Annotated in this window: 25 protein-coding genes and 1 pseudogene; 22 read left to right on the top strand and 4 right to left on the bottom strand. The window is 65.9% G+C overall.

Annotated elements, in window-relative coordinates; all coding sequences use genetic code 11:
* Positions 1-39 precede the first annotated feature (39 nt).
* The 16 genes from LG661_RS19135 to LG661_RS19060 all read left to right on the top strand — a co-directional run bounded on the left by LG661_RS19135 (position 40) and on the right by LG661_RS19060 (position 13,068).
* A complete protein-coding gene (locus LG661_RS19135) occupies positions 40-621 on the top strand; it encodes an adenylate kinase (protein WP_230533513.1) in 582 nt (193 codons plus the stop codon).
* Between the two features lie 201 nt (positions 622-822).
* Positions 823-1,191, top strand: coding sequence for a 30S ribosomal protein S13 (rpsM, locus tag LG661_RS19130; RefSeq protein ID WP_230533512.1), 369 nt, complete (start codon positions 823-825; stop codon positions 1,189-1,191).
* A gap of 78 nt (positions 1,192-1,269) precedes the next feature.
* Positions 1,270-1,659 (top strand): 30S ribosomal protein S11, encoded by a 390-nt coding sequence (gene rpsK, locus LG661_RS19125; RefSeq protein ID WP_230533511.1) that lies wholly within the window; start codon positions 1,270-1,272, stop codon positions 1,657-1,659.
* Between the two features lie 93 nt (positions 1,660-1,752).
* Positions 1,753-2,775, top strand: coding sequence for a DNA-directed RNA polymerase subunit alpha (locus LG661_RS19120; protein ID WP_230533510.1), 1,023 nt, complete (start codon positions 1,753-1,755; stop codon positions 2,773-2,775).
* Between the two features lie 120 nt (positions 2,776-2,895).
* Positions 2,896-3,318 (top strand): 50S ribosomal protein L17, encoded by a 423-nt coding sequence (gene rplQ / locus LG661_RS19115; RefSeq protein WP_230533509.1) that lies wholly within the window; start codon positions 2,896-2,898, stop codon positions 3,316-3,318.
* 128 nt (positions 3,319-3,446) lie between these two features.
* Positions 3,447-4,853 (top strand): Do family serine endopeptidase, encoded by a 1,407-nt coding sequence (locus LG661_RS19110; protein WP_230533508.1) that lies wholly within the window; start codon positions 3,447-3,449, stop codon positions 4,851-4,853.
* The gene (locus LG661_RS19105) at positions 4,850-5,296 is read left to right on the top strand and encodes a GNAT family N-acetyltransferase (protein WP_230533507.1); all 447 of its coding nucleotides are present in this window, start codon (positions 4,850-4,852) and stop codon (positions 5,294-5,296) included. Before LG661_RS19110 ends, LG661_RS19105 begins: the two co-directional genes overlap by 4 nt.
* The gene (locus LG661_RS19100; protein WP_230533506.1) at positions 5,293-6,600 is read left to right on the top strand and encodes a replication-associated recombination protein A; all 1,308 of its coding nucleotides are present in this window, start codon (positions 5,293-5,295) and stop codon (positions 6,598-6,600) included. Before LG661_RS19105 ends, LG661_RS19100 begins: the two co-directional genes overlap by 4 nt.
* A 53-nt stretch (positions 6,601-6,653) precedes the next feature.
* Positions 6,654-7,346 carry a tetratricopeptide repeat protein gene (locus LG661_RS19095; RefSeq protein ID WP_230533505.1) on the top strand — a complete coding sequence of 231 codons (693 nt, stop codon included), beginning with the start codon at positions 6,654-6,656 and terminating at the stop codon, positions 7,344-7,346.
* Positions 7,347-7,355: 9 nt separating this feature from the next.
* Positions 7,356-7,742, top strand: coding sequence for a fluoride efflux transporter CrcB (gene crcB, locus LG661_RS19090; protein WP_230533504.1), 387 nt, complete (start codon positions 7,356-7,358; stop codon positions 7,740-7,742).
* A gap of 41 nt (positions 7,743-7,783) precedes the next feature.
* Positions 7,784-9,037, top strand: coding sequence for an RluA family pseudouridine synthase (locus LG661_RS19085; protein WP_230533503.1), 1,254 nt, complete (start codon positions 7,784-7,786; stop codon positions 9,035-9,037).
* 117 nt (positions 9,038-9,154) lie between these two features.
* Positions 9,155-9,616, top strand: a complete 462-nt coding sequence (locus LG661_RS19080; RefSeq protein WP_230533502.1) for a hypothetical protein — start codon at positions 9,155-9,157, stop codon at positions 9,614-9,616.
* Positions 9,617-9,744: 128 nt separating this feature from the next.
* Positions 9,745-10,350, top strand: coding sequence for a GNAT family N-acetyltransferase (locus tag LG661_RS19075; protein ID WP_230533501.1), 606 nt, complete (start codon positions 9,745-9,747; stop codon positions 10,348-10,350).
* Positions 10,351-10,425: 75 nt separating this feature from the next.
* Complete coding sequence (locus tag LG661_RS19070; RefSeq protein ID WP_230533500.1) at positions 10,426-11,457, top strand: sodium:calcium antiporter; 1,032 nt, start codon at positions 10,426-10,428, stop codon at positions 11,455-11,457.
* Positions 11,458-11,590: 133 nt separating this feature from the next.
* Positions 11,591-12,268, top strand: a complete 678-nt coding sequence (locus LG661_RS19065; protein ID WP_230533498.1) for an HAD-IA family hydrolase — start codon at positions 11,591-11,593, stop codon at positions 12,266-12,268.
* Positions 12,269-12,285: 17 nt separating this feature from the next.
* Positions 12,286-13,068 (top strand): ATP12 family chaperone protein, encoded by a 783-nt coding sequence (locus LG661_RS19060; RefSeq protein ID WP_230533497.1) that lies wholly within the window; start codon positions 12,286-12,288, stop codon positions 13,066-13,068.
* 72 nt (positions 13,069-13,140) lie between these two features.
* On the opposite strand, the gene rpsU is transcribed toward LG661_RS19060, so the two are convergent.
* The 4 genes from rpsU to LG661_RS19040 all read right to left on the bottom strand — a co-directional run bounded on the left by rpsU (position 13,141) and on the right by LG661_RS19040 (position 14,898).
* Positions 13,141-13,440, bottom strand: a complete 300-nt coding sequence (gene rpsU, locus LG661_RS19055; RefSeq protein ID WP_230533494.1) for a 30S ribosomal protein S21 — start codon at positions 13,438-13,440, stop codon at positions 13,141-13,143.
* A gap of 87 nt (positions 13,441-13,527) precedes the next feature.
* Complete coding sequence (locus tag LG661_RS19050; RefSeq protein ID WP_230533493.1) at positions 13,528-13,722, bottom strand: hypothetical protein; 195 nt, start codon at positions 13,720-13,722, stop codon at positions 13,528-13,530.
* A gap of 64 nt (positions 13,723-13,786) precedes the next feature.
* Positions 13,787-13,987 (bottom strand): hypothetical protein, encoded by a 201-nt coding sequence (locus LG661_RS19045; RefSeq protein WP_230533491.1) that lies wholly within the window; start codon positions 13,985-13,987, stop codon positions 13,787-13,789.
* Between the two features lie 533 nt (positions 13,988-14,520).
* A complete protein-coding gene (locus LG661_RS19040) occupies positions 14,521-14,898 on the bottom strand; it encodes a hypothetical protein (protein WP_230533490.1) in 378 nt (125 codons plus the stop codon).
* 148 nt (positions 14,899-15,046) lie between these two features.
* On the opposite strand from LG661_RS19040, the gene LG661_RS19035 reads away from it, so the two are divergent.
* The 6 genes and pseudogenes from LG661_RS19035 to LG661_RS19010 all read left to right on the top strand — a co-directional run bounded on the left by LG661_RS19035 (position 15,047) and on the right by LG661_RS19010 (position 21,976).
* Positions 15,047-16,579, top strand: a complete 1,533-nt coding sequence (locus tag LG661_RS19035) for an acyl-CoA carboxylase subunit beta (RefSeq protein ID WP_230533489.1) — start codon at positions 15,047-15,049, stop codon at positions 16,577-16,579.
* Positions 16,579-17,664, top strand: a complete 1,086-nt coding sequence (locus LG661_RS19030) for a PLP-dependent cysteine synthase family protein (RefSeq protein ID WP_230533488.1) — start codon at positions 16,579-16,581, stop codon at positions 17,662-17,664. The genes LG661_RS19035 and LG661_RS19030 overlap by 1 nt, the downstream gene beginning before the upstream one ends.
* 309 nt (positions 17,665-17,973) lie before the next feature.
* Complete coding sequence (locus tag LG661_RS19025) at positions 17,974-18,387, top strand: hypothetical protein (protein ID WP_230533487.1); 414 nt, start codon at positions 17,974-17,976, stop codon at positions 18,385-18,387.
* A gap of 203 nt (positions 18,388-18,590) precedes the next feature.
* On the top strand, positions 18,591-20,591 hold the full coding sequence (locus tag LG661_RS19020; RefSeq protein WP_230533486.1) for an acetyl-CoA carboxylase biotin carboxylase subunit: 2,001 nt from the start codon (positions 18,591-18,593) through the stop codon (positions 20,589-20,591).
* A gap of 154 nt (positions 20,592-20,745) precedes the next feature.
* Positions 20,746-21,156 (top strand): annotated as a pseudogene (locus LG661_RS19015) (gamma-glutamylcyclotransferase family protein); the annotation flags it as partial.
* A 526-nt stretch (positions 21,157-21,682) separates the two neighbouring features.
* On the top strand, positions 21,683-21,976 hold the full coding sequence (locus LG661_RS19010; RefSeq protein WP_230533485.1) for an acylphosphatase: 294 nt from the start codon (positions 21,683-21,685) through the stop codon (positions 21,974-21,976).
* Positions 21,977-22,348 lie beyond the last annotated feature (372 nt).

Raw genomic sequence — 22,348 nt, 5'->3', positions numbered from 1 at the left:
GCACCCGCGGGAAATGTCAAGCAAAACAGGGGGACATCGATGAGGATCATCCTGCTGGGGCCGCCCGGGGCCGGCAAGGGGACCCAGGCCGTGCGTCTGGTCGAGCGGCTCGGAATTCCTCAGCTCTCGACCGGCGACATGCTCCGTGCAGCGGTGGCCGCCGGAACGCCGGTCGGTCTCAAGGCCAAGGCCGTGATGGACCGGGGCGAGCTGGTGTCCGACGAGATCGTCGTCGGCATCATCGAGGACCGGATCGAGGAGCCGGACGCCCGGCAGGGGTTCATCCTCGACGGCTTCCCGCGCACCGTCGCCCAGGCCGAGGCCTTCGACGCCATGCTGGACCGGAAGGGCCTCAAGCTCGACTGCGTAATCGAGTTCAAGGTGAACGAGAACGAGCTCGTCGATCGCATCGTCAAGCGCGCCAAGGACACCGAAGCCCGGGGCGAGCAGGTCCGCAGGGACGACAACCCGGAGGTCTTCAAGACCCGCCTGGAGGCCTACCGGGCCCAGACGGCCCCGCTTTCCGCCTATTTCGAGAGCAAGGGCCAGCTGAGGACCGTCAATGGCATGAAGCCCATTGACGAGGTCACGGAAGACATCAAGAAAATCCTCGGCCGCTAGGGCAGGGGACTTGACGGCCCGCGGGAAAACCGCTAGGGCCATGCCTCTTGCAAATCGCATGCCTGTCCGGAGGGTTTCGAGAGAAGCCGCTCCGGATTGTTGCGTTTTGTGAAGACATAACCCGCGCAGGGGCCGGCCTCCACCGGACGCGCGATAACATCCCTCCGAAGCCTTGAGGCTTCGATTACATGGAGACGGACGATGGCCCGTATTGCAGGCGTCAATATTCCGACCAACAAGCGCGTTGTGATCGCGCTCCAGTACATCCACGGCATCGGGGCCAAGAAGGCCCAGGAGATCGTCGAGAAGGTCAACATCCCGGCTGAGCGCCGCGTCAACCAGCTGACGGACGCCGAAGTGCTCCAGATCCGTGAGACCATCGACCGCGACTACATCGTGGAAGGCGACCTGCGCCGCGAAGTCTCCATGAACATCAAGCGCCTCATGGACCTCGGCGTTTATCGTGGCCTGCGCCACCGCCGCAGCCTGCCGGTCCGCGGCCAGCGCACCCACACGAACGCCCGCACCCGCAAGGGCAAGGCGAAGCCGATCGCCGGCAAGAAGAAGTAATTTTTCACGGCCACCCGCTGAGGGTGGCCTTTTCTCCCGAGCGCCTGGCATGACGGGCGCGTTTGAAGGACCTTGAGTATGGCTAAAGAAGCTACCCGCGTCCGCCGCCGCGAACGCAAGAACATCGTTTCCGGCGTGGCGCATGTGAACGCCTCGTTCAACAACACCATGATCACCATCACCGACGCCCAGGGCAACACGATCTCGTGGTCCTCGGCCGGCGCGATGGGCTTCAAGGGCTCGCGTAAGTCGACCCCCTACGCTGCGCAGGTTGCCGCCGAGGACGCGGCCCGCAAGGCTTCCGAGCACGGCATGCGCACCCTCGAGGTCGAGGTGTCCGGTCCCGGCTCCGGCCGCGAATCCGCGCTCCGTGCCCTCCAGGCGGCCGGCTTCACCGTCACCTCGATCCGTGACGTGACGCCGATCCCGCACAATGGCTGCCGGCCGCGCAAGCGCCGCCGCGTCTAATCAAGATCATCCGGCGCGTGGGCCTGAAGCCCGCGCGCGTTCCGGTTTAAAGGGCGGCTTTCATGCCTCCCTTCAAGCCGTACCTCGAGAGGTGTGGTTGTGATCCAAAAGAACTGGCAAGAGCTGATTAAGCCGAACAAGCTGGAAGTCGCCCCGGGCGACGACCCGAAGCGCATCGCGACCGTCGTCGCGGAGCCCCTCGAGCGCGGTTTCGGCACGACGCTCGGCAACTCCCTGCGTCGCGTTCTCCTGTCCTCGCTCCAGGGCGCGGCTGTGACGTCGGTCCATATCGACGGCGTTCTGCATGAATTCTCTTCCATCCCGGGCGTCCGCGAGGACGTGACGGACATCGTCCTCAACGTGAAGACGATCGCTATCAAGATGCAGGGCGAAGGTCCGAAGCGCATGACGCTTCGCAAGACCGGTCCTGGCGCCGTGACCGCCGGCGACATCAACACCGTGGGCGACGTCCAGATCCTGAACCCCGAGCTCGTTCTCTGCACCCTGGACGAGGGCGCCGAGATCCGCATGGAGTTCACGGTCAACACGGGCAAGGGCTACGTTCCCGCCGAGCGCAACCGCGCCGAGGACGCTCCCATCGGCCTCATCCCGGTCGACTCGCTCTACAGCCCGGTCAAGAAGGTGTCGTACCGCATCGAGAACACCCGTGAGGGCCAGATTCTCGACTACGACAAGCTGACCATGACGGTCGAGACCAATGGCGCCGTGACGCCGGAGGACGCCGTGGCCTATGCCGCCCGCATCCTCCAGGACCAGCTCCAGGTGTTCGTGAACTTCGAGGAGCCCCGCAAGGAGGAGGCCGCCGCCGCCGCGCCGCAGCTTCCGTTCAACCCGGCGCTGCTCAAGAAGGTGGACGAACTCGAACTGTCGGTCCGTTCGGCGAATTGCCTGAAGAATGATAACATCGTCTATATCGGCGACCTCATCCAGAAGTCTGAAGCCGAGATGCTCCGCACCCCGAATTTCGGCCGCAAGTCGCTCAACGAGATCAAGGAAGTTCTCGCTTCCATGGGTCTGCACCTCGGCATGGACGTGCCGGGCTGGCCGCCGGAGAACATCGAGGATCTTGCGAAGCGCTTCGAGGAGCACTACTGAGATTGGCCGGGGCCGCACGCTGCTAGGCATCGGCCCCGGTCCTAAGCCCCGCCTGAAGGCGGTAATCAAGAGAGACGGTCGACCCTTGGCACGGCGGCCGTAAGATCAAGGAGAAAGCCAATGCGTCACGGATTCCGTGGCCGCCGGTTCAACCGGACGGCCGAACACCGCAAGGCCATGTTCGCGAACATGTCGGCGGCCCTCGTTAAGCACGAGCAGATCGTCACGACCCTGCCGAAGGCGAAGGACCTGCGTCCCGTCGTCGAGAAGCTCATCACGATGGCCAAGCGCGGCGACCTGCATGCCCGCCGTCTCGCCATGTCGAAGCTGCGCGACGAGGCCATGGTCAAGAAGCTCTTCGACGTGCTCGGCCCGCGCTACAAGGACCGCCAGGGCGGCTACACCCGCATCATGAAGGCCGGCTTCCGCTATGGCGACAACGCCCCGATGGCTGTGATCGAGTTCGTGGACCGCGACGTGGATGCGCGCGGCCAGGATTCCGGTCCGACCCAGAACGAAGAGATCATCGAGGCGGCCGAGTAAGCCTGAGCCTCAAGTGGTTTCATGAAAGGGCGGTCCTCGGGCCGCCCTTTTTGTTTGACGCTTGGAATTTGGTATTTCGGGTCCCACGTTCTATCGAAGCTTATCCTTGATCGTGGGATTCGCGTGACATGCGTTCTTTCCTTTTCCGGCTTCCGATCATCCTTGCTGCGCTGGCCTTGGGCCTCGCCGGGCCAAGCGCTACGGCCCAGCAGCGTGTCGCTCCCGAGAGCAACGCGCAGGTTCAGCTCTCCTTTGCCCCCATCGTCCGCCAGACCACCGGCGCGGTCGTGAACGTCTATGCCACCCGCACGGACCGCCGGCAGAACCAGGCGATGGAGGAGTTCTTCCGCCGCTTCTTCGGGGAGGGCGCACCCGTTCCCCGCGGGCGGTCCCAGAGCTCCCTCGGATCGGGCGTGATCGTGGATCCGTCCGGCCTCGTCATCACGAACAACCACGTGATCGACGACATGACCGAGGTGAAGGTCGCGCTCGCCGACCGGCGCGAGTTCGAGGCCGATATCGTGCTGCGCGACCCGCGCACCGACCTGGCCGTGCTCCGGCTCAAGAACGCCTCCAACCTCCAGGCCATCGAGTTCGGCGATTCGGAGACCCTGCAGGTCGGCGATCTGGTTCTCGCCATCGGCAACCCCTTCGGCGTGGGCCAGACCGTGACCCAGGGCATCGTGTCGGCTCTCGCCCGCACGCAGGTCGGGGTGACCGACTACCAGTTCTTCATCCAGACGGACGCCGCCATCAACCCGGGCAATTCGGGCGGCGCGCTCATCGACATGAATGGACGGCTGGTGGGCATCAACACCGCCATCTATTCCCGCTCGGGCGGCAATATCGGCATCGGTTTCGCCATTCCCTCCAGCATGGCCCGGGTCGTGCTGAACTCGGCCAAGGCCGGCGCCCGCCATGTGATAAGGCCCTGGCTCGGGGCTCGGCTCCAGTCGGTGGACGGGGAGATTGCGGCGAGCCTCGGTCTCGAGCGTCCCACGGGCGTTCTCGTGACCTCCGTCTTCGCGCGCGGTCCCGCGGCCGAGGCGGGCCTGCGGCGGGGTGACATGATTCTCGCCGTGGATGGCCAGTCCGTCGATAACCCCGACGCCTTCGGCTACCGCTATACGCTCAAGGGCACCCGCGGGCAGGCGCCGCTGACCGTTCTTCGCGAGGGCAGGCAGACGATCATCAGCGTTCGGCTCATGCCGCCGCCGGAAGACCCGCCCCGGGACCCGGTGCGCATCCGCTCCCGTTCTCCGCTCGCCGGCGCCGTCATCATCAATATGTCGCCCGCCGTGGCGGAGGAAATGCAGATCGACATTTCCGACGACGGCGTGGTGATCGCCGAGCTCGACGAGCGCGGTCCGGCCGCCAGCCTCGGCTTCCGGAAGGGCGACATGATCGTCGCCATCAATGGCGAGCGCCTGATCTCCACCCGTGACGCCGAGCGCCTGATCGACCGGGCGGGCGGCTATTGGGAGATTACGGTCAGCCGCGGCGGCCGGGTCTTCACCACGGTGCTGGGCCGATGAGCGCCTGGAGCCTGTCGAACGAACTCTCCCAGGCCGAGGCCGACATTGCGTTCCGCTGGATTGCGGAGGAGAGCTACTGGGCGAAGGGCCTGCCCCGCGCCTTCTTCGACAGGTCCCTGGCGAATTCCCTCTGTTTCGCCCTGCGCGACGCAGCGGGCGACCTGCGCGGCTTTGCCCGCGTGGTGACGGACAGGGCCACCTTCGCCTATCTTTGCGATGTCTTCGTGTGCCCCTTCGTGCGCGGGCAGGGGGCGGGCAAGGCCCTGATGGAGGCCGTGATGGAGCATCCAGACCTGCAGCATCTCCGGCGCTGGATGCTGGTGACGAAGGATGCGCACAGCCTCTATGCGAAATATGGCTTCGAGCCTCCCGCCCATCCGGAGCGCCTCATGGTCCGCCATGATCCCGATCTCTATTCGCGCCTGAACGCGCTGGAACCATGAGCGACCTCTTCTCCTCCGCGGGCCTCGACCGGAACGCCCCCCGTCCCCTGGCCGACCGGATGCGGCCGGGCAAGCTCTCCGAGGTCGTGGGTCAGGATCATCTCGTCGGCCCGGACGGGATTCTCACCCGGCTCATCGCCTCAAAGTCGCTGGGCTCCCTGATCTTCTGGGGACCGCCCGGCACCGGCAAGACGACCGTGGCGCGGCTTCTCGCCCATGAGACGGACCTGCATTTCGAGCAGATCTCGGCGATCTTCTCCGGCGTCGCGGATCTCAAGAAAGTCTTCGAGGCCGCCCGGCAGCGCCGGTCGCTGGGCACGGGCACCCTGCTTTTCGTGGACGAGATCCACCGGTTCAACCGGGCGCAGCTCGACGCCTTCCTCCCGGTTATGGAGGACGGCACGATCACCCTCGTCGGCGCGACGACGGAGAACCCGTCCTTCGAGCTCAATGCGGCGCTTCTCTCCCGCGCCCGCGTGCTCCTCTTCAAGTCCCTCGACGAGGAGGCGATCGAGAGGATCCTGGAGCGGGCCGAGGAGGTCACCGGCAAGACCCTGCCGCTCGATGAGGAGGCGAGGGCGTCCCTCGTTCGCATGGCGGATGGCGACGGGCGGGCGTCCCTGACGCTCGCCGAAGAGGTCTGGCGCTCGGCAAAAGCCGGCGAGGTCTTCGATGCGGAGCAGCTGCAGGAGATCATCCAGCGCCGCGCGCCCATCTACGACAAGGGCCAGGAGGGGCACTACAACCTCATCTCCGCCCTGCACAAAACCGTCCGCGGCTCGGACCCGGACGCGGCGCTCTACTACCTCGCGCGCATGCTGGATGCAGGCGAGGACCGGCTCTTCATCGCGCGCCGGCTGGTGCGCATGGCGGTGGAGGATATCGGCCTTGCCGATCCGCAGGCGCTCGTGGTCGCCAACGCCGCCAAGGACGCCTACGATTTCCTGGGCTCCCCCGAGGGCGAACTCGCTCTCGCGCAGGCCACCGTCTATCTCGCGACCGCGCCCAAGTCGAACGCGGTCTACATCGCCTACAAGGCTGCGACGCGCATGGCGAAGGAGCACGGCTCCCTCATGCCGCCCAAGACCATCCTCAACGCGCCCACCAAGCTGATGAAGCAGATCGGCTACGGCGAATCCTACACCTACGACCACGACCAGCCCGACGCTTTCTCGGGACAGGATTACTGGCCCGACAAGCTGGGTCGCCAGCACCTCTACGAGCCCGTGGACCGCGGCTTCGAGCGGGAGATCCGCAAGCGGCTGGACTGGTGGGAGAAGCTGCGGAGAGAACGACGAAAGTAACTCTATATTGTATAGGTCTCCTGCTGCTAAGCTGGACGGGTAGGGAGGCCATTGTGAAGAAACTGATCCCCATCCTGATTTGGCTGCTCGGAGCAACCGTTCCCGCCTGTGCCCAGGCGCAGAAGGTCGGGGTCGCGCCCGGCGTCAGCGTCACCCGCAAGACATACCGCGTGCCGATCAATGAAGCGCCGTTCTTCAACTTCGCAGAGAAGAACGAGGCGCAGAATGCAGCCGATCAGAAGCTGGTCGCCGACGTTCTGCAGCGCATTCCCGACCGCGCCAAGGCCACCGAAGCCGCCATCTTGGCCGGAATGCGGACCTTCCTGCAGGAGGGCGACATCGCAACCGCCACGAAGCGCCTCAACCAGGCCACCCTCTTGGATCCGCAGCGGAGCGGCATCTACCATGGCTTCGCGATGGTCGTTGCCGCGCGGTTCAATGATTTCGACTACGCCGACGAGCTCTTTCGCGTCGCCGCCCTCACGGCCTCTCCAGCCCCATCGCTCCGCGCCGACCATGGCCGGATGCTGCTGATTGCGGGCCGTCCCGCCGAGGCCAAGCCGCTTCTGGAGCAGGCCGTGAGGGATACTCCCGACTGGGCCGTGCCGCGCATGAATCTGGTCTGGGCCACTCTGCAGACCGGGAGCCGAGAGGAGGCCTGCCGGCTCGCCGCACAGGTGAAGGGGCAGGAACTGGAAAGCGTGAAACCCGATCTGGCCTTGTTCAAGCAGAAGGCCGGCTGCTAGCTTGGCGGCATGACGTCCTATCTCCTCGTCTTTCTCGGCGCCGGCATCGGCGGGGCGCTCCGTCATGGGATCAATCTCGGGAGCGCACGGATCTTCGGCGCGGCATTTCCCTTCGGCACGCTGACGGTGAACGTGGTGGGCTCGCTGATCATGGGAGCCGTCGCCGGGTGGCTCGCCTTCAAGGCTGGGGAAGGGTGGAGCCAGGCCCTGAGGCTTTTCCTGGCCACCGGCATTCTCGGCGGCTTCACCACCTTTTCCGCCTTCTCGCTCGATGCGGTGCTCCTGTGGGAGCGGGGAGAAGCCTGGTCCGCTGCGGGCTATGTGGCCGCCTCGGTCCTGCTCTCCCTCGGGGCGCTGGTTGCAGGACTTGCTCTTGTGAGGTCTCTCGCCGCCTAACCTCGATTGCCGCCCGCGCGGCGCTCTGATACCCACAACCCATGAAGAAAAGCAGTTCAGGACAGAATGGGGCCCGCGGCGGTCGCTCGGGGTCGCGGCAGGGCTTTCGCACCCGCGAGGACAGGCCCGCGCGCGGCGGCTCCTCCGTGAAGCAGCGCGCCGGAAAGACGGCGGGCAAGGCGCGGCCTGCGTCGGGACTTCGCGAGAAGCCGGCGGCGAAGGTTCAGGCCCGCCCGGCAGCCGAGGCGCCGCGCAAGCCCACGAGGGCTGAGGCGAAGGCCGCTGCCCAGGAAGTGCTGGCGACCGGCGTGCAGACCCTCGTGGTCGAGCCGGACGAGGCCGACATGCGCGTCGACCGCTTCCTGGTCGCGCGCTTCCCGCAACTCGCCTTCACCCACATCCAGCGCATCGTCCGTAAGGGCGAGCTGCGCGTCGACGGCAAGCGGGCGCAGCCCAACGAGCGCCTGGCCGCCGGGCAGAAGGTCCGCATTCCGCCGCTGAAGCTCGACCAGCCGAGGCCCGTCTCCCGCAGCGCGGCGAAGGACCAGGACGACAGGGATTTCCTTAAGTCGATCACCCTCTATGAGGACAAGGACGTCCTCATCATCAACAAGCCCATGGGGCTTGCGGTCCAGGGCGGCTCGGGCACGAAGCGGCACGTGGACGGAATGCTCGATGCGCTGACCGGGGAGGACGGTCAGAAGCCGCGCCTCGTCCACCGCCTCGACAAGGACACGGCGGGCTGCCTCGTGATCGCCAAGACGCGCTTTGCGGCCTCCACCATGGCGAAGTCCTTCCGCGCCCGCACCACGCGCAAGATCTATTGGGCGCTGGTCGCAGGCGTTCCCAAGGTCCGGCAGGGGCGCGTCTCCACCTATCTCGCCAAGGAAGGCGAAGAGGGCGATGCCCGCATGCGAGTCGCGCGCCATGGGGATGAGGGCGCGAGCCATGCGCTCACCTATTACGCCGTCATCGACACGGCGGCGCAGAAGCTTGCCTGGCTGTCGCTGAAGCCCGTCACCGGGCGCACGCATCAGCTGCGCGCGCACGCGGCCCATATCGGCCACCCCATCGTCGGCGATCCGAAATATTTCGACATCGAGAACTGGGAGCTGCCCGGCGGCATCCAGAACAAGCTGCACCTGCTCGCGCGCCGCATCGTCATCGCGCATCCGCGCACGGGCAAGCCCATCGACGTGACCGCGCCTCTGCCGCCGCACATGCAGCAGAGCTTCAACCTGCTCGGCTTCGATACAGGCCAGTACGATCCCATCGTCGAAGCGCCCGAGGAGTAGGGCGTTCCCCTACCTCAATTGGTCTCCTCCCGTGTCGCACTTTTGCCGCTCGGGAGGAGCACGCTTGCTCGACTTGACCGGTCATCCGGCCGGCCGAGTCCTTGCAGGAGGAGATCGATGGAACACAAGCCTCTAGATCAGCTCCGTAGCGTAGCCGACGTTCAGCCGCGTCCCCTGACCCGGCAGGAACGACTTCAGCGTTGGATCGACCTGCTCGAAAGCAATCCGGCGCGACGCCTGAACTCCCTTGGCGAGATCGAATACAAGCCGCCGGCCGAGCGGGCCCTGATCCGTGAGGACAACTCGCCGCTCACCATCGCCTACGAGGACCCGGTCCTTCGGGCCGACGGTCTGGCGAGCGACCGGCTCGGTGACGCCATGCGGTATTTCGAGCTCTCGGAGGGACAGGCCCACTACGCCCTGTGCTCGTGCCTGAGCGGACGGACGATGGATTCGGCCGCCTTCGCCCAGAGATTGCGCAACACGACGGGCAATGCCGGCTGGCAATCGGCGGCAGGGGCCTGGGCGCTGGCCGGGCTGGCGGTGAGCCTGCCGGGCGTGATCTATCTGCTGAGCTAGGACGAGGCCCTCGGATAGCTTGGACCGACGATCAGGAGGCTGGAAAGCCCCCTGGTCGGCGCCTTTCGGCTGTTGCGGCGCGGTGCTGAATCGCGGACAAGACGACAGACCAAAAAAGGCGCCTCATCATGCTCCATATCGAGCCCGTAACCCTCTCGACGGACCGTCTGACCCTACGCCCCTTGAGCCTCGACGACGTTCCGGCCCTGGCCTCCGCCGCCGGCGACGGAGCATTGTGGGAGAAGAAGACCACCACAGTGCCCCGGCCCGAAGGCTTCGAGGAGTATGTCCGCAAGGCCCTGGAGCTTCAGAAGGCCGGCCTCGCGCTTCCCTTCACAACCGTCGTGAAGGACGGAAACCGGGTCGTCGGCACGACCCGCTACATGAACATCGATGCGGCCAACCACCGGGTCGAGATCGGCACGACCTGGATCGCGAAGTCCTGCCAGCGAACCTTCGTGAACACGCACGCGAAGTTCCTCATGCTCCGCCACGCCTTCGAGGGGTTGGGCTGCAACGCGGTGGAACTGCGGACCCACCGCCTCAACGACCAGTCCCGCGCCGCCATCGAGCGTCTCGGCGCGAAGCTCGACGGGATCCTCCGCCAGCACATGATCATGCCCGACGGCCACGTCCGCGACACGGCCGTCTACAGCATCACCAAAGAGGAATGGCCCGAGGCGAAGGCGGGTCTTGAACGGCGCATGGCCGGGAGCGAGGCGAAGGTCGCCTGAGCCCCGTCAGGAACGGAAGCCTTCAGCTCTCGTTGCTCATCCAGAGGCAATGCGTCCAGCGAGGTCCACGCGGAGATGATTGCGGTCTGGGCAGGCGTTCTGCTAGCAGCGGTGTGGCTGGCGCATTGGGGCGCGGAACACCTATCCGATCCGCTGAAGAAGCTGCGCCGGCAATGGGGCTTTTCGGTCGCGGCGGGCGGGGCCTTCGTCGGCCTTGCCGCCGCCTCGCCCGAGATCGGCATCAACACCACGAGCGCGATCCGCGGAGTCGGGGATATCGGCCTCGGTGCGCTGCTGGGCTCCAACGTGCTCGCCATCCCGATCATGGTCTTCATCGCCTATGTGGCGACCCGCAGGAGGCGGCTCGGGGAGGGTGGCGGCCACAAGAACCATGAGCGGCACCGGCGCGAGCATCTCCTTCAGGTCGACCGGAGCGCCATCACGATCCAGGCTCTGCCGTATCTCGGCGTGATCGCCGTCTTCGCCCTGCTCACACTGCCGCAGCCTTGGCGCGGGCTGCAGCCCATCGACGGCTGGATCCTGTTGCTGGCCTACTTTGCCTATCTCGCCCAGGCGCTTTTTCGCGGGCGGCGGCAGGGCGAGGAGGTGGAGTGGAAGCGCAAGGAGACATGGCTGGCCGCGGCAGGGATCGCGGCGCTCGCGCTCGGAGCTTATTTCACTGTGTTCGCTACCGAAAGGATCGTGGGCGCGCTGGGGATCTCGAAGATCGTCGGCGGCTTGTTCATCACCGCGCCGGTCGCGGCGCTGCCGGAGGTTTTCGCGACCTGGTACGTGACCCGCAGCGGACAGGTCACCTCCGGCGTCACCAGCGTGATCGGCGACCACGTGGTCACGATGACGCTCGCCTTCATTCCGCTCACCATCGTCGGGATGCCCATCGAGAATCTGCAATTGTTCGGGGTGACCCTCGCCTTCGTGGCGATCATGCCGGCTCTGTTTGCGGTTCTCCTCTGGAGGAGCGGGCGCGAGACCGGGTTCCGCCGCTGGCAGGTTGCCGTGCTGCCGATGGTCTATCTTAGCTTCGTCGCCCTGATCGTCTTCTGGGTCCAACCCTTCGGTCGGGGCGGCCAGGGCGCTGCGGGATAAGGGTGCGGGACGCACCGTTTGCGCCTTGTCGGCGTACCGTTTTGAGCGCAAAACCGGGTCCACTTTTCACTGGTGTGGCCCTTCGGGTCCGCACGATGCTCTAAAAGCGCAGGCCTGCCCCCAGGAGACAGCCTTGAAACTCGTTCTCTTCGATGTCGACGGCACGCTGGTCGACAGCCAGAACATCATCGTCGCCTCGCTGGGGCAGGCCTTCGCCGCTTTCGGGCTGGAGCCGCCGAGCCGGGAGCTGTCGCTTTCCATAGTCGGCCTTTCGCTGACCGAGGCCTTCACCGTGCTGGCGGGGCCGAATGCGCCCATCGACGGGCTGGTCCAGGCCTACAAGGATTCCTATGCGGTCCTGCGCCTTGATCCGGCCAATGACGCGGTGCTCTTTCCCGGGGCGGGCGAGTGCGTCGAACGACTGAGCCGCCGGGAGGACGCGCTGCTCGGCATCGCCACGGGCAAGTCCCGCCGGGGTGTCGGCTATCTCCTCGACCGGTATGGCTGGCACCATGTCTTCTCCACCATCCAGACCGCGGACGATGCGCCCTCCAAGCCACATCCGGCGATGATCCTCCAGGCCATGGAGGAACTGGGCGTTGCGCCCGCCGATGCGGTGATGATCGGGGACTCGAGCTACGACATGGCGATGGCCCGGGCGGCGGGCGTGGCCGCCATCGGCGTGTCCTGGGGCTTCCAGCCGGTCGCGGCGCTCAAGGAGGCCGGGGCAGGGCGCATCGTGGATTCGTTCGCGGAGCTCGAGCCCATCCTTTCGGATTTCCTGGCCTCGCCCTCGCATCTCACGGCTTAAATCCTTATCTCAGGCCCATGACAGACCCCAGAGACTGGTTCCCCGATCAAGACGAGCCGAACCCCATGCGGGCCGCCCAGGCCGGCATGAAGCCCGCCCTGCCGAAGCGCTTCTACAAGCAGGCCGGCGTGGAGGAGCGGGACGGTCGCTTCCATCTCACCCTCGACGGCAGGCAGGCCAAGACGCCGGGCAAGCAGGCCCTGGCGGTGCCCTCGCGGGGGCTGGCCGAGGCGATGGCGGGGGAATGGGCGGAGCAGGGGGCCGAGATCGATCCTTCGGTCATGTCCGTGACCCGCATCGTCAATTCCGCCATCGACGGCGTCGCGCCCCGTCAGGGAGAGGTGGTCGACGACCTCGTGCGCTATGCCGGCTCTGACCTCATCTATTACCGGGCGAGCGATCCGGAGCGCCTCGTGCGGGGCCAGGACGAGGCCTGGAGCCCGGTGCTCGACTGGGCGCGGGAGACGCACGGCGCGCGCTTCACCCTGGCCGAGGGCGTCATGCACGTGACCCAGCCCGACGAAGCGCTGGCCGCGATCCGCGGGGCCGTCGAGCAGATCGTCTCACCCTTCGCGCTGGCCGCCCTGCACGTGATGACGACGCTCTCCGGCTCCGTCCTCATCGCCCTGGCCCATGCGGCCGGACGGCTCGACGTGGACGAGGCCTGGGCCGCAGCCCATGTGGACGAACTCTTCCAGGAAAGCGTCTGGGGCGAGGACTACGAGGCCATGGAGCGCCGCCGCAGGCGCGAGGCCGATTTCCGGGCCGCCTCGCTCGTGTACCGGCTGGCCTCCCAATAAAAAAGCCGCGGTCCCCTTTCGGAGACGGCGGCTTCGATCGTTTCACGCATGCTGCGGAAACGCGGAATTCGCTTATTGCGCGGAAGAGGGTCCGGGCGCTGACGGCGCACCGGCCCGGGCGCCTCGCGCGGGGCCGCGGGTATCGCGGGCGGGACGTTTGGGCGCTGCGATCAATCCTTCGCGGATGGCCTGCTTGCGGGCGAGCTTGCGCGCCCGGCGAACAGCGTCTGCCTTCTCGCGGACTTTCCGCTCAGAGGGTTTCTCGTAGGCCTTCCGCGCCTTCATTTCGCGAAAGATTCCTTCGCGCTGCATCTTCTTCTTGAGCGCCCGAAGAGCCTGGTCGACGTTGTTGTCTCTGACGAAAACCTGCAAAGGATGTCCTATCTCGATAGGAATGGATTGATGCCCGCCGTCACGGTCCGTGGCGGACGATGAGGAAAAGAGGAGGAGCGGAGTTGCCTAAGCGACCCGGATCTCGCTCTCCCGGACAGCTCTCTCGACCGCGCCGGATTTGATACGGTAGGAAAGTTCGCCCGTCTGATCGGCCGGCATCAGCCGGACAACTTCGTAAACGCTCGCAGAGCTGAGCCTGGCGTCCGAGATCCCCGGCTGCTTCAGCCGGACCATCTGCTTGACTTTGTATTTGTGAGACATCGTTGCTCTCTTCGGGTTATGGGAGCCAGGCTGGTGTCGGGCCGGGAGCCCATGCTGGCTTGTCTCACCTGACGCGCCTGATGGTGGTGATGGTGCCTTCGGGCAGGAAGCCCTTCTCCTGCTGGGCGCGTGCAATCAGGTCGACAGCCCGGTTGTCATTGGCTTTGGACGGGTTGTCGATCCACATATAGGCCGTGCGGGCATCATCATAGTTGACCGCAAAAACCACTGATTTCGCGGGAGTGCTTTTCCGGAACAGGCTCATTCGATCCTCGCCAGTTTGGCCATGGCTGGCCGGGTCACGGAAGAGCCGCTCCAGGAGGGGAGTGGCTCGGTGGGCGAGCGGCAATTTACTGTCGGACCGTCTCGATCTTATGGACGGCGAGACTATGCCGGGTGTTTCTCGTTGATTGGAAAGAGCGGAGCGCGCGCCTGGAATTCGGGGGCGGTGCGGACCATGTGTCCGGCCAATGTCGACAATTTAAGGTAGGCTTAAATCGGTGCCGTTTCAAGGCGTATGCCAATAAATTCGGTTGGGAACTCCATATAGGCTCCCCTGAATGATAGTTTTTCTTTGTAATACCGAAGGTTGTCGATACGGCGTACCGGACGTAATAAATCTGTTCGAAATGGATGGGCTTAAGCTTTATTGTCCGAGAAGGGCCGGCTGAGCGCCCAGGGAATGGATTGCATTGACAATTCGGCTCTCCCGGCAAAACGGGCCCGGCCGAGGTCAAGAACGGCACTGCAAGGTGGAAAGGCGCTTCCGGGGGTGCCGGAAGCGCCTCCCGGTCCGCGTTATCCGCGCTGGAAGCTGATTCCGCACTTCTTCTGGACGGAGGCTTCCTCGATGGCCTGCATGTGGCCCCTCAGGCGGGCGAGCTCCGCCGTCTTGGCGTTGTCGCCGCCCACGAGGAAGGCGGCCGGCCAGAAGATGACGAGGGCGGCCGTGGTGGCCACGGCATCCTTCGTGCGCTGCGAATCCTGCGCACCTGCGGCCGAGGCGGCGGCGCTGCTGACGCGCTGGGCCTCGGCGCCCAGCTCACGGCAGCTGTAGCTGGCGTAGGCCGCGGGCGAGACATAGGCCGCCGACACGTCTTCCGAGCGGCTGGCGCAGCCCGCCGCCGAGAGGGCGACGGGGAGGGCCAGGGCCGCGAGCTTCGTAATGGTCTTCATTTTTGCCTCGATATAACGTTAGAAAAACTCTTCTAAACCCGAGGCAGGGTCCTGTGAAGTGACGCAGAGCACATCGATAGTGGCATTTTGGGATGCCCGAGGCTGTGCTAAGCGGGGGATCATTTTCCCCGGCAACCAGGGACCAGCCATGAAAGACATCCTCGAACGGCTCGAAGAGCGGCGCGCCCAGGCCCGCCTCGGCGGCGGCGAAAAGCGCATCGAGGCGCAGCACGCCCGCGGCAAGCTCACCGCCCGGGAGCGCATCGAGCTCCTGCTCGACAAGGGCTCGTTCGAGGAGTTCGACATGTTCGTCGAGCACCGTTCCAACGATTTCGGCATGGAGAAGGTGAAGATCCCGGGCGACGGCGTCGTCACCGGCTGGGGCACGGTCAACGGCCGCACGGTCTTCGTCTTCGCCAAGGACTTCACGGTCTTCGGCGGCTCGCTCTCCGAGGCCCACGCCCAGAAGATCATCAAGATCCAGGACATGGCCCTGAAGATGCGCGCGCCGATCGTCGGCCTGTTCGATGCGGGCGGCGCGCGCATCCAGGAGGGCGTGGCGGCGCTGGGCGGCTACGGCGAGGTGTTCAAGAGGAACGTCATCGCCTCCGGCGTCATCCCGCAGATCTCGGTCATCATGGGCCCATGCGCGGGCGGCGACGTCTATTCGCCCGCCATGACCGACTTCATCTTCATGGTGCGCGACCGCTCCTACATGTTCGTCACCGGCCCCGACGTGGTGAAGACCGTCACCAACGAGACCGTAACCTCGGAGGAACTCGGCGGGGCCAAGGTCCACACCACCAAATCCTCCGTCGCCGACGGGGCCTATGACAACGATGTGGAGGCGCTGCTGCAGGTGCGCCGCCTCATCGATTTCCTGCCCGCCAACAATCTCGACGGGGTGCCGGAGATCCCGAGCTTCGACGACCCCAACCGGGCGGACGAGAGCCTCGACACGCTCATCCCCGACAACCCGAACAAGCCTTACGACATGAAGGAGCTGATCCTGAAGGTCGTGGACGAGGGCGACTTCTTCGAGATCCAGGAAGCCTACGCCAAGAACATCATCACCGGCTTCGGGCGCGTCGAGGGCCGCACGGTGGGCTTCGTGGCCAACCAGCCGATGGTGCTGGCGGGCGTGCTGGATTCGGACGCCTCGCGCAAGGCCGCGCGCTTCGTGCGCTTCTGCGACGCCTTCAACATCCCCATCGTCACCTTCGAGGACGTGCCGGGCTTCCTGCCGGGCACGGCGCAGGAATACGGCGGCCTGATCAAGCACGGCGCGAAGCTGCTGTTTGCCTATTCCGAGGCCACCGTGCCGCTGGTTACCGTCATCACGCGAAAGGCCTTCGGCGGGGCCTATGACGTGATGGCGTCAAAACATATCGGCGGCGACGTGAACTACGCCTGGCCCACCGCCCAGATCGCCGTGATGGGAGCCAAGGGCGCGGTGGAGATCATCTTCCGCCAGGACATCGGCGACGCCGACAAGATCGCCGCCCGCACCAAGGAATACGAGGACCGCTTCATGTCGCCGTTTGTCGCCGCCGAGCGCGGCTACATCGACGAGGTGATCATGCCGCATTCGACAAGGCGGCGGATCGCGCGGGCGCTCGCCATGCTCCGCCACAAGGAGACCGAGCGGCCCTGGAAGAAGCACGACAACATTCCGTTGTGATGATTCCAGTGACTTGCCCCCGCTCCTGGGTCTCTGCCGCCATCCAGACCATCGAGGCGGATTTCAACCGTTCGTCGGATACGCATCTCCTGCAGGTGCCGCTGCCGGCCGCGCCGGGCGTGTCGCTTTATCTCAAGGATGAGTCGACCCATCCCTCGGGCAGCCTGAAGCACCGGCTGGCGCGGTCGCTGTTTCTCTACGGGCTGTGCAACGGCTGGATCGGGCCGGAGACTGCCATCGTGGAGGCGTCGAGCGGGTCCACCGCCGTGTCGGAGGCCTATTTCGCGCGGATGTTGGGCCTGCGCTTCATCGCCGTGATGCCGCGCTCGACATCCGCGGAAAAGATCGCGCAGATCGCCTTCTATGGCGGCGAGAGCCATTTCGTGGACAGCCCCGCCCAGATGTACGAGGAGAGCGCGCGGCTCGCCGCCGAGCTCGGCGGTCATTACATGGACCAGTTCACCTATGCCGAGCGGGCGACGGACTGGCGCGGCAACAACAACATCGCCGAGTCCATCTTCAGCCAGATGACCCACGAGGAGCATCCGATGCCGGCCTGGATCGTGGTGGGAGCGGGGACCGGCGGCACCTCGGCGACGCTGGGGCGCTACATCCGCTACCGCCGCCTGCCCACGCGCCTGTGCCTCGCGGATCCGGAGGCTTCCGTCTTCCACCGGCATCTGGCGGATCGGGCCGTCTGCACCGTCTCCGGCCCGCCCTCGGTGGTGGAGGGCATCGGCCGTCCGCGCTGCGAGCCGTCCTTCGTGCCGGAGCTCATCGACCGGGCCACTGCGGTGCCGGATGCGGCGAGCATCGCCGCCGCCCGTGTGCTGTCGCGCCGCATCGGCCGCTCCTGCGGCGGCTCCACGGGCACGAACCTCTGGGCCGTGGCGCAACTGATCGGCGAGATGGTGCGGAACGGCGAGAGGGGCTCCGTCGTGACGCTTCTCTGCGATTCCGGCGAGCGCTACCGCAGCACCCATTTCGACGATGGCTGGCTCGACGAGCGCGGCATCTGCATCGCGGCGGCCGAAAAGGCCATGGAGCGGTTCTTCGAGACCGGCATTCTGGACACGAAGTGCTGACCTTTAACCGATGGGCGCCGCTCCCGGGCGCCAAGCCTTAACATCGCGCGTCTTCCGGCCTGAATGTCGCCGGCAAGACCCGGCGGGGAGCGTGCGCGCGGCCGAGCGCCGCGATCGTAAGCCTCTGCATCTCCTGCCGAATCTTTGCGTCAACAAACCGGCAACCAAAGAGTCTCAGCAAGGCTTAACCTCAAGAGCCGTTAAGCCTGTCGCGTTAACGCTTTCAGCCTGCCCCTCGTGGGACATTCCCTCCCGAACACAAGAGATCAACCGGCCTTGCGCGAACGAAAGCCGGAGGGAGTCGAAGAGATGATCAGGGACAATCTTCGCGAATTCATCGATCGGGTCACGAACGACCATGTCGTTTCCGAAGAGGACGTGAGGGCGCTCCAGGGCGAGGTCCTTGCGGACGGCCTCGCGAGCCGCCTGGAGGCCGAGGCGCTTCTGACCCTCGACCGCACCCTCGATGCGGTGGAAGGCTGGGGCGCGGCGCTGACCCGGCTCGTGGTCGATTTCGTGGTCTGGAAGCAGCCCCCGAACGGGGTGGTGAGCAACGACGACGCCCTGTGGCTCGCCACCGTGCTGGATGTCGGCGGCCCGACCCCCACCGCCATGAACATCGCCTATGCCATCCTCGACGAGGCGGGCTATGTGGACATGGCGCTCCTCGATTTCATCATGCGCGGCCGCCAGCAGGCCCGGCTCTCCCAGATGGCGGCCTGAGCTTCCCCGCCGTCTGGAGCCGTCTCCCCTGCATGGAATCGGCTCTTGTCCTTGCCGTGCCGCATTTTTTGACGGCGGACCGGATCCACTTCGCCGAAATATGCTCTAACGCTAAAGGCCGAAGCGGCCCCGCTTCCCCAATGCGCCGATGTGCAGTACGGGAGTGGGGCCAAATAAATTTGAGGTGGAGCGTTCGAGGGTTCATGTTCGACAAGATCCTGATTGCCAACCGTGGCGAGATCGCGTGCCGGGTCATCAAGACGGCCCGGCGCATGGGCATCAAGACGGTGGCGGTCTATTCCGACGCCGACCGCGACGCGCTCCATGTCGAGATGGCCGACGAGGCCGTCCTTATCGGCCCGGCTGCCGCCGCCCAATCCTATCTCGTGATCGAGAAGATCGTCGAAGCCTGCAAGGCGACGGGCGCCCAGGCCGTCCATCCCGGCTACGGCTTCCTCTCCGAGCGCGAGGCCTTCCCGAAGGCCCTCGCCGAGGCGGGCATCGTCTTCATCGGCCCCAATCCGGGGGCCATCGCCGCCATGGGCGACAAGATCGAGTCGAAGAAGGCGGCGGCGGCCGCCAACGTCTCGACCGTTCCCGGCTTCCTCGGCGTGATCGAGGGACCGGAACAGGCGGTGCGGATCGCCGATGAGATCGGCTATCCCGTCATGATCAAGGCCTCCGCCGGCGGCGGCGGCAAGGGCATGCGCATCGCGCATTCCGCAGACGAGGTGGCCGAGGGCTTCGCCCGCGCCAAGTCGGAAGCGGCAAGCTCCTTCGGCGACGATCGCGTCTTCATCGAGAAGTTCATCACCGATCCGCGCCACATCGAGATCCAGGTGCTGGGCGACAAGCACGGCAACGTGATCTATCTCGGCGAGCGCGAATGCTCGATCCAGCGCCGCAACCAGAAGGTCATCGAGGAAGCGCCGTCGCCGCTCCTCGACGAGGAGACCCGCCGCCGCATGGGTGAGCAGGCGGTCGCTCTCGCCAAGGCCGTGGGTTACGATTCCGCCGGCACGGTGGAGTTCGTGGCGGGGCAGGACAAGTCCTTCTACTTTCTCGAGATGAACACCCGCCTGCAGGTCGAGCATCCGGTGACCGAGATGATCACCGGCATCGACCTCGTGGAGGAGATGATCCGCGTGGCGGCCGGAGAGAAGCTGCGCCTCTCCCAGAGCGACGTGAAGCTCAACGGCTGGTCCGTGGAAAGCCGCATCTACGCGGAAGACCCTGTCCGCAACTTCCTGCCCTCCACGGGCCGCCTCGTCACCTATCGCCCGCCGCAGGAAGGCGAGCGCGAGGGCGTGACGGTGCGCAACGATACCGGCGTCTACGAGGGCGGCGAAATCTCGATCTATTACGATCCGATGATCGCCAAGCTCGTGACGCATGCGCCGACCCGCGAGCAGGCTATTCAAGCGCAGGCGACCGCGCTCGACGCCTTCGCCATCGACGGCATCCGTCACAACATTCCGTTCCTCTCGGCGCTAATGCAGCATCCGCGCTGGAAGAGCGGCAAGCTCTCCACCGGCTACATCGCCGAGGAGTTCCCGCAAGGGTTCAAGGCTCCGGCGCCCGAAGGCGAGGTGGCGCTGCGCATGGCCGCCGTGGGCGCTGCCATCGATCACGTGCTCAACGAGCGCAAGCGCCAGATCTCCGGCCAGATGCGCCCGGCTTCCGCCGTGAAGTTCGAGCGCGAGCGCGTGGTGATGCTAGGCTCCCAGCGGCACGAGGTGCTGGTCGAGGATATCGACGGCGGCTTCGCCATCGCCATCGACGGGCAGTCCTGGCCCGTCGAATCCTTCTGGCTGCCCGGCCAGCCGGTCTGGGAAGGCAATGTGGGCGGCGAGGCCATCGCGGTCCAGGTGCGCTCGATCCTCAACGGCGTCGCCCTGTCCCATGCGGGCGCGGCGGCGGAGGTGCGCGTCTACACGAAGCGCGAGGCGGAACTGGCGGCGCTCATGCCCGAGCGGCTGGAGGCGGATACCGGCAAGCAGCTGCTCTGCCCGATGCCCGGTCTGGTCAAGGCCATCAGCGTGTCGGTCGGCCAGGAGGTGAAGACGGGCGAGCCGCTCTGCATCGTCGAGGCCATGAAGATGGAAAACGTCCTGCGCGCCGAGCGCGACGGCACCATCGCCAAGATCCACGCCAAGGAAGGCGACAGCCTCGCCGTCGACGCCGTGATTCTGGAGTTCGCGTAAACTCTCATCCAGAAGCCCTCATCCTGAGGAGCGAAGCGTCTCGAGGGACGAGGGCGTCTCCAGCGCGCACTGGATCATCCTTCGAGACGCCGCTTGCCGTGGCTCCTCAGGATTAGGTTGGTCGGGTCGGATCAAGGGACCGCAGAGAGCGCCCATGCCCCTCTATTTCGCCTACGGCTCCAATATGGACCAGGCCGCCATGGCCCAGCGCTGCCCGGCATCCAAGCCGGTCGGACTCGGCCGGCTCATGCGCCACCGCTTCATCGTCTTCGAGGAGGGCTATGCCTCGGTGGTGCGCGACCCGCAGCGGGTGGTCTGGGGCATGGTGTGGGACCTGGCGCTCGCCGACGTGCCGGCGCTCGACCGCTACGAGAGCCTCTCGACCGGGCTCTACACCAAGGTGATCCTGCCCGTCGTCACGGCGCAGGGGCCGCGGCGGGCGGTGGTCTATATCGGACGCAGCGCCAGGCCCGGCACGCCGAAGCCTGCCTACATGGAAGGCGTCATCGGGGCCGCGCGGCATGCGGGCCTGCCGGAGGACTACATCCGCAGCCTGGCCGTCTGGCTGCCGAAGGAGAAGGCCTCCGCCGCTGCGCCGCCCACGGACCGTCCAGCCGTCCAGCCGCGCTGGAGCGCGCCGGGAGGATCATCGACCCCGGTCCGGCGTCGGTAAGCCGCTCTCGGCGCTTCCCGAGGCGGTCGACAGCAGACCGTGACGCTGTGCAGCCGCCGATCCATCCTCGCCGGTTCATCGGACGCGCGCTGCGCTCCCGCAAGATCTCGTCGCCTAAAGCATCGGCCAAAAGTGGATTTGCACTTTTGGGATTCCATCCGATGCTTTCTCTTGGGATGAGAGCATCGTTCGGGCGCAAAACCGGGTGCACTTTTCGCTGACGCGGACCTCCGGTTCCGCACGATGTTCTAAGCGCTCTGTCTTCCTGCTGGATCAGGATCCCGATCGGCGGACGCGGTTTTTCTGCTTGGCGCGTCGGGAAGCAGGGCTCTGCTGCCGATTGCAGGGGCATCGAATCTATTCCTGGCCGCCGCAGGCGCCATATCGGAGTCCAGTTCACTCACGACAGGAAGGCATCATGACGGAAGGACGGGTCGCTCACGTCATCATTCACGGCAGGGTTCAGGGCGTGGGCTTCCGCGCCTGGACCCAGCACCAGGCGCAGCTTCACGGTCTTAAGGGCTTCGTCCGCAACCGGCGCGACGGCACGGTCGAGGCCCTGTTCTCCGGCCCGGACGATCTGGTCGCTGTCATGCTGAAGGCCTGCCGCCAGGGACCGCGCGGCGCGGTGGTCGAGCGGGTCGAGCCGGCGGAAGGCAATGCCGAAGGCGAGGGGCCTTTCCAGGGCTTTGAGGTGCGGGGAACGCGGTAATTTTTTCCGCCCACAGGGGGAGGGGAATACGCGCGCGTCNGCCTGCCGCCAGGGACCGCGCGGCGCGGTGGTCGAGCGGGTCGAGCCGGCGGAAGGCAATGCCGAAGGCGAGGGGCCTTTCCAGGGCTTTGAGGTGCGGGGAACGCGGTAATTTTTTCCGCCCACAGGGGGAGGGGAATACGCGCGCGTCATCCCCGGCGGTCCGCAGGACCGGGAAGGGGATCCAGTGGCAGCGCGTGCAAGGGGATTCCCTTCCCCTCTGCTGCGCTTCGGCCGGAATGACACCTTCCTGCTCCCTCGCCGTCGTCCCCGGCCTTGTTCCGGAGTATGTTCTTATTTTGTTCTTTACTGTGGGGACAAGCTTTGCTATAA

This window comes from Microvirga roseola (genome assembly GCF_020866965.1).
Lineage (GTDB): Bacteria > Pseudomonadota > Alphaproteobacteria > Rhizobiales > Beijerinckiaceae > Microvirga > Microvirga roseola.
The sequence above is the reverse complement of the archived record's forward strand: the minus strand, read 5'-3'. Positions and strand labels throughout refer to the sequence as shown.

Excerpts from the sequence above, each read along its gene's own strand:
- LG661_RS19135 (WP_230533513.1), top strand. The coding sequence starts at position 40 with ATGAGGATCATCCTGCTGGGGCCGCCCGGGGCCGGCAAGGGGACCCAG.
- rpsM (WP_230533512.1), top strand. The coding sequence starts at position 823 with ATGGCCCGTATTGCAGGCGTCAATATTCCGACCAACAAGCGCGTTGTG.
- rpsK (WP_230533511.1), top strand. The coding sequence starts at position 1,270 with ATGGCTAAAGAAGCTACCCGCGTCCGCCGCCGCGAACGCAAGAACATC.
- rplQ (WP_230533509.1), top strand. The coding sequence starts at position 2,896 with ATGCGTCACGGATTCCGTGGCCGCCGGTTCAACCGGACGGCCGAACAC.
- LG661_RS19110 (WP_230533508.1), top strand. The coding sequence starts at position 3,447 with ATGCGTTCTTTCCTTTTCCGGCTTCCGATCATCCTTGCTGCGCTGGCC.
- LG661_RS19105 (WP_230533507.1), top strand. The coding sequence starts at position 4,850 with ATGAGCGCCTGGAGCCTGTCGAACGAACTCTCCCAGGCCGAGGCCGAC.
- LG661_RS19100 (WP_230533506.1), top strand. The coding sequence starts at position 5,293 with ATGAGCGACCTCTTCTCCTCCGCGGGCCTCGACCGGAACGCCCCCCGT.
- crcB (WP_230533504.1), top strand. The coding sequence starts at position 7,356 with ATGACGTCCTATCTCCTCGTCTTTCTCGGCGCCGGCATCGGCGGGGCG.
- LG661_RS19085 (WP_230533503.1), top strand. The coding sequence starts at position 7,784 with ATGAAGAAAAGCAGTTCAGGACAGAATGGGGCCCGCGGCGGTCGCTCG.
- LG661_RS19080 (WP_230533502.1), top strand. The coding sequence starts at position 9,155 with ATGGAACACAAGCCTCTAGATCAGCTCCGTAGCGTAGCCGACGTTCAG.
- LG661_RS19075 (WP_230533501.1), top strand. The coding sequence starts at position 9,745 with ATGCTCCATATCGAGCCCGTAACCCTCTCGACGGACCGTCTGACCCTA.
- LG661_RS19070 (WP_230533500.1), top strand. The coding sequence starts at position 10,426 with ATGATTGCGGTCTGGGCAGGCGTTCTGCTAGCAGCGGTGTGGCTGGCG.
- LG661_RS19060 (WP_230533497.1), top strand. The coding sequence starts at position 12,286 with ATGACAGACCCCAGAGACTGGTTCCCCGATCAAGACGAGCCGAACCCC.
- LG661_RS19050 (WP_230533493.1), bottom strand. The coding sequence starts at position 13,722 with ATGTCTCACAAATACAAAGTCAAGCAGATGGTCCGGCTGAAGCAGCCG.
- LG661_RS19045 (WP_230533491.1), bottom strand. The coding sequence starts at position 13,987 with ATGAGCCTGTTCCGGAAAAGCACTCCCGCGAAATCAGTGGTTTTTGCG.
- LG661_RS19040 (WP_230533490.1), bottom strand. The coding sequence starts at position 14,898 with ATGAAGACCATTACGAAGCTCGCGGCCCTGGCCCTCCCCGTCGCCCTC.
- LG661_RS19035 (WP_230533489.1), top strand. The coding sequence starts at position 15,047 with ATGAAAGACATCCTCGAACGGCTCGAAGAGCGGCGCGCCCAGGCCCGC.
- LG661_RS19030 (WP_230533488.1), top strand. The coding sequence starts at position 16,579 with ATGATTCCAGTGACTTGCCCCCGCTCCTGGGTCTCTGCCGCCATCCAG.
- LG661_RS19025 (WP_230533487.1), top strand. The coding sequence starts at position 17,974 with ATGATCAGGGACAATCTTCGCGAATTCATCGATCGGGTCACGAACGAC.
- LG661_RS19020 (WP_230533486.1), top strand. The coding sequence starts at position 18,591 with ATGTTCGACAAGATCCTGATTGCCAACCGTGGCGAGATCGCGTGCCGG.
- LG661_RS19010 (WP_230533485.1), top strand. The coding sequence starts at position 21,683 with ATGACGGAAGGACGGGTCGCTCACGTCATCATTCACGGCAGGGTTCAG.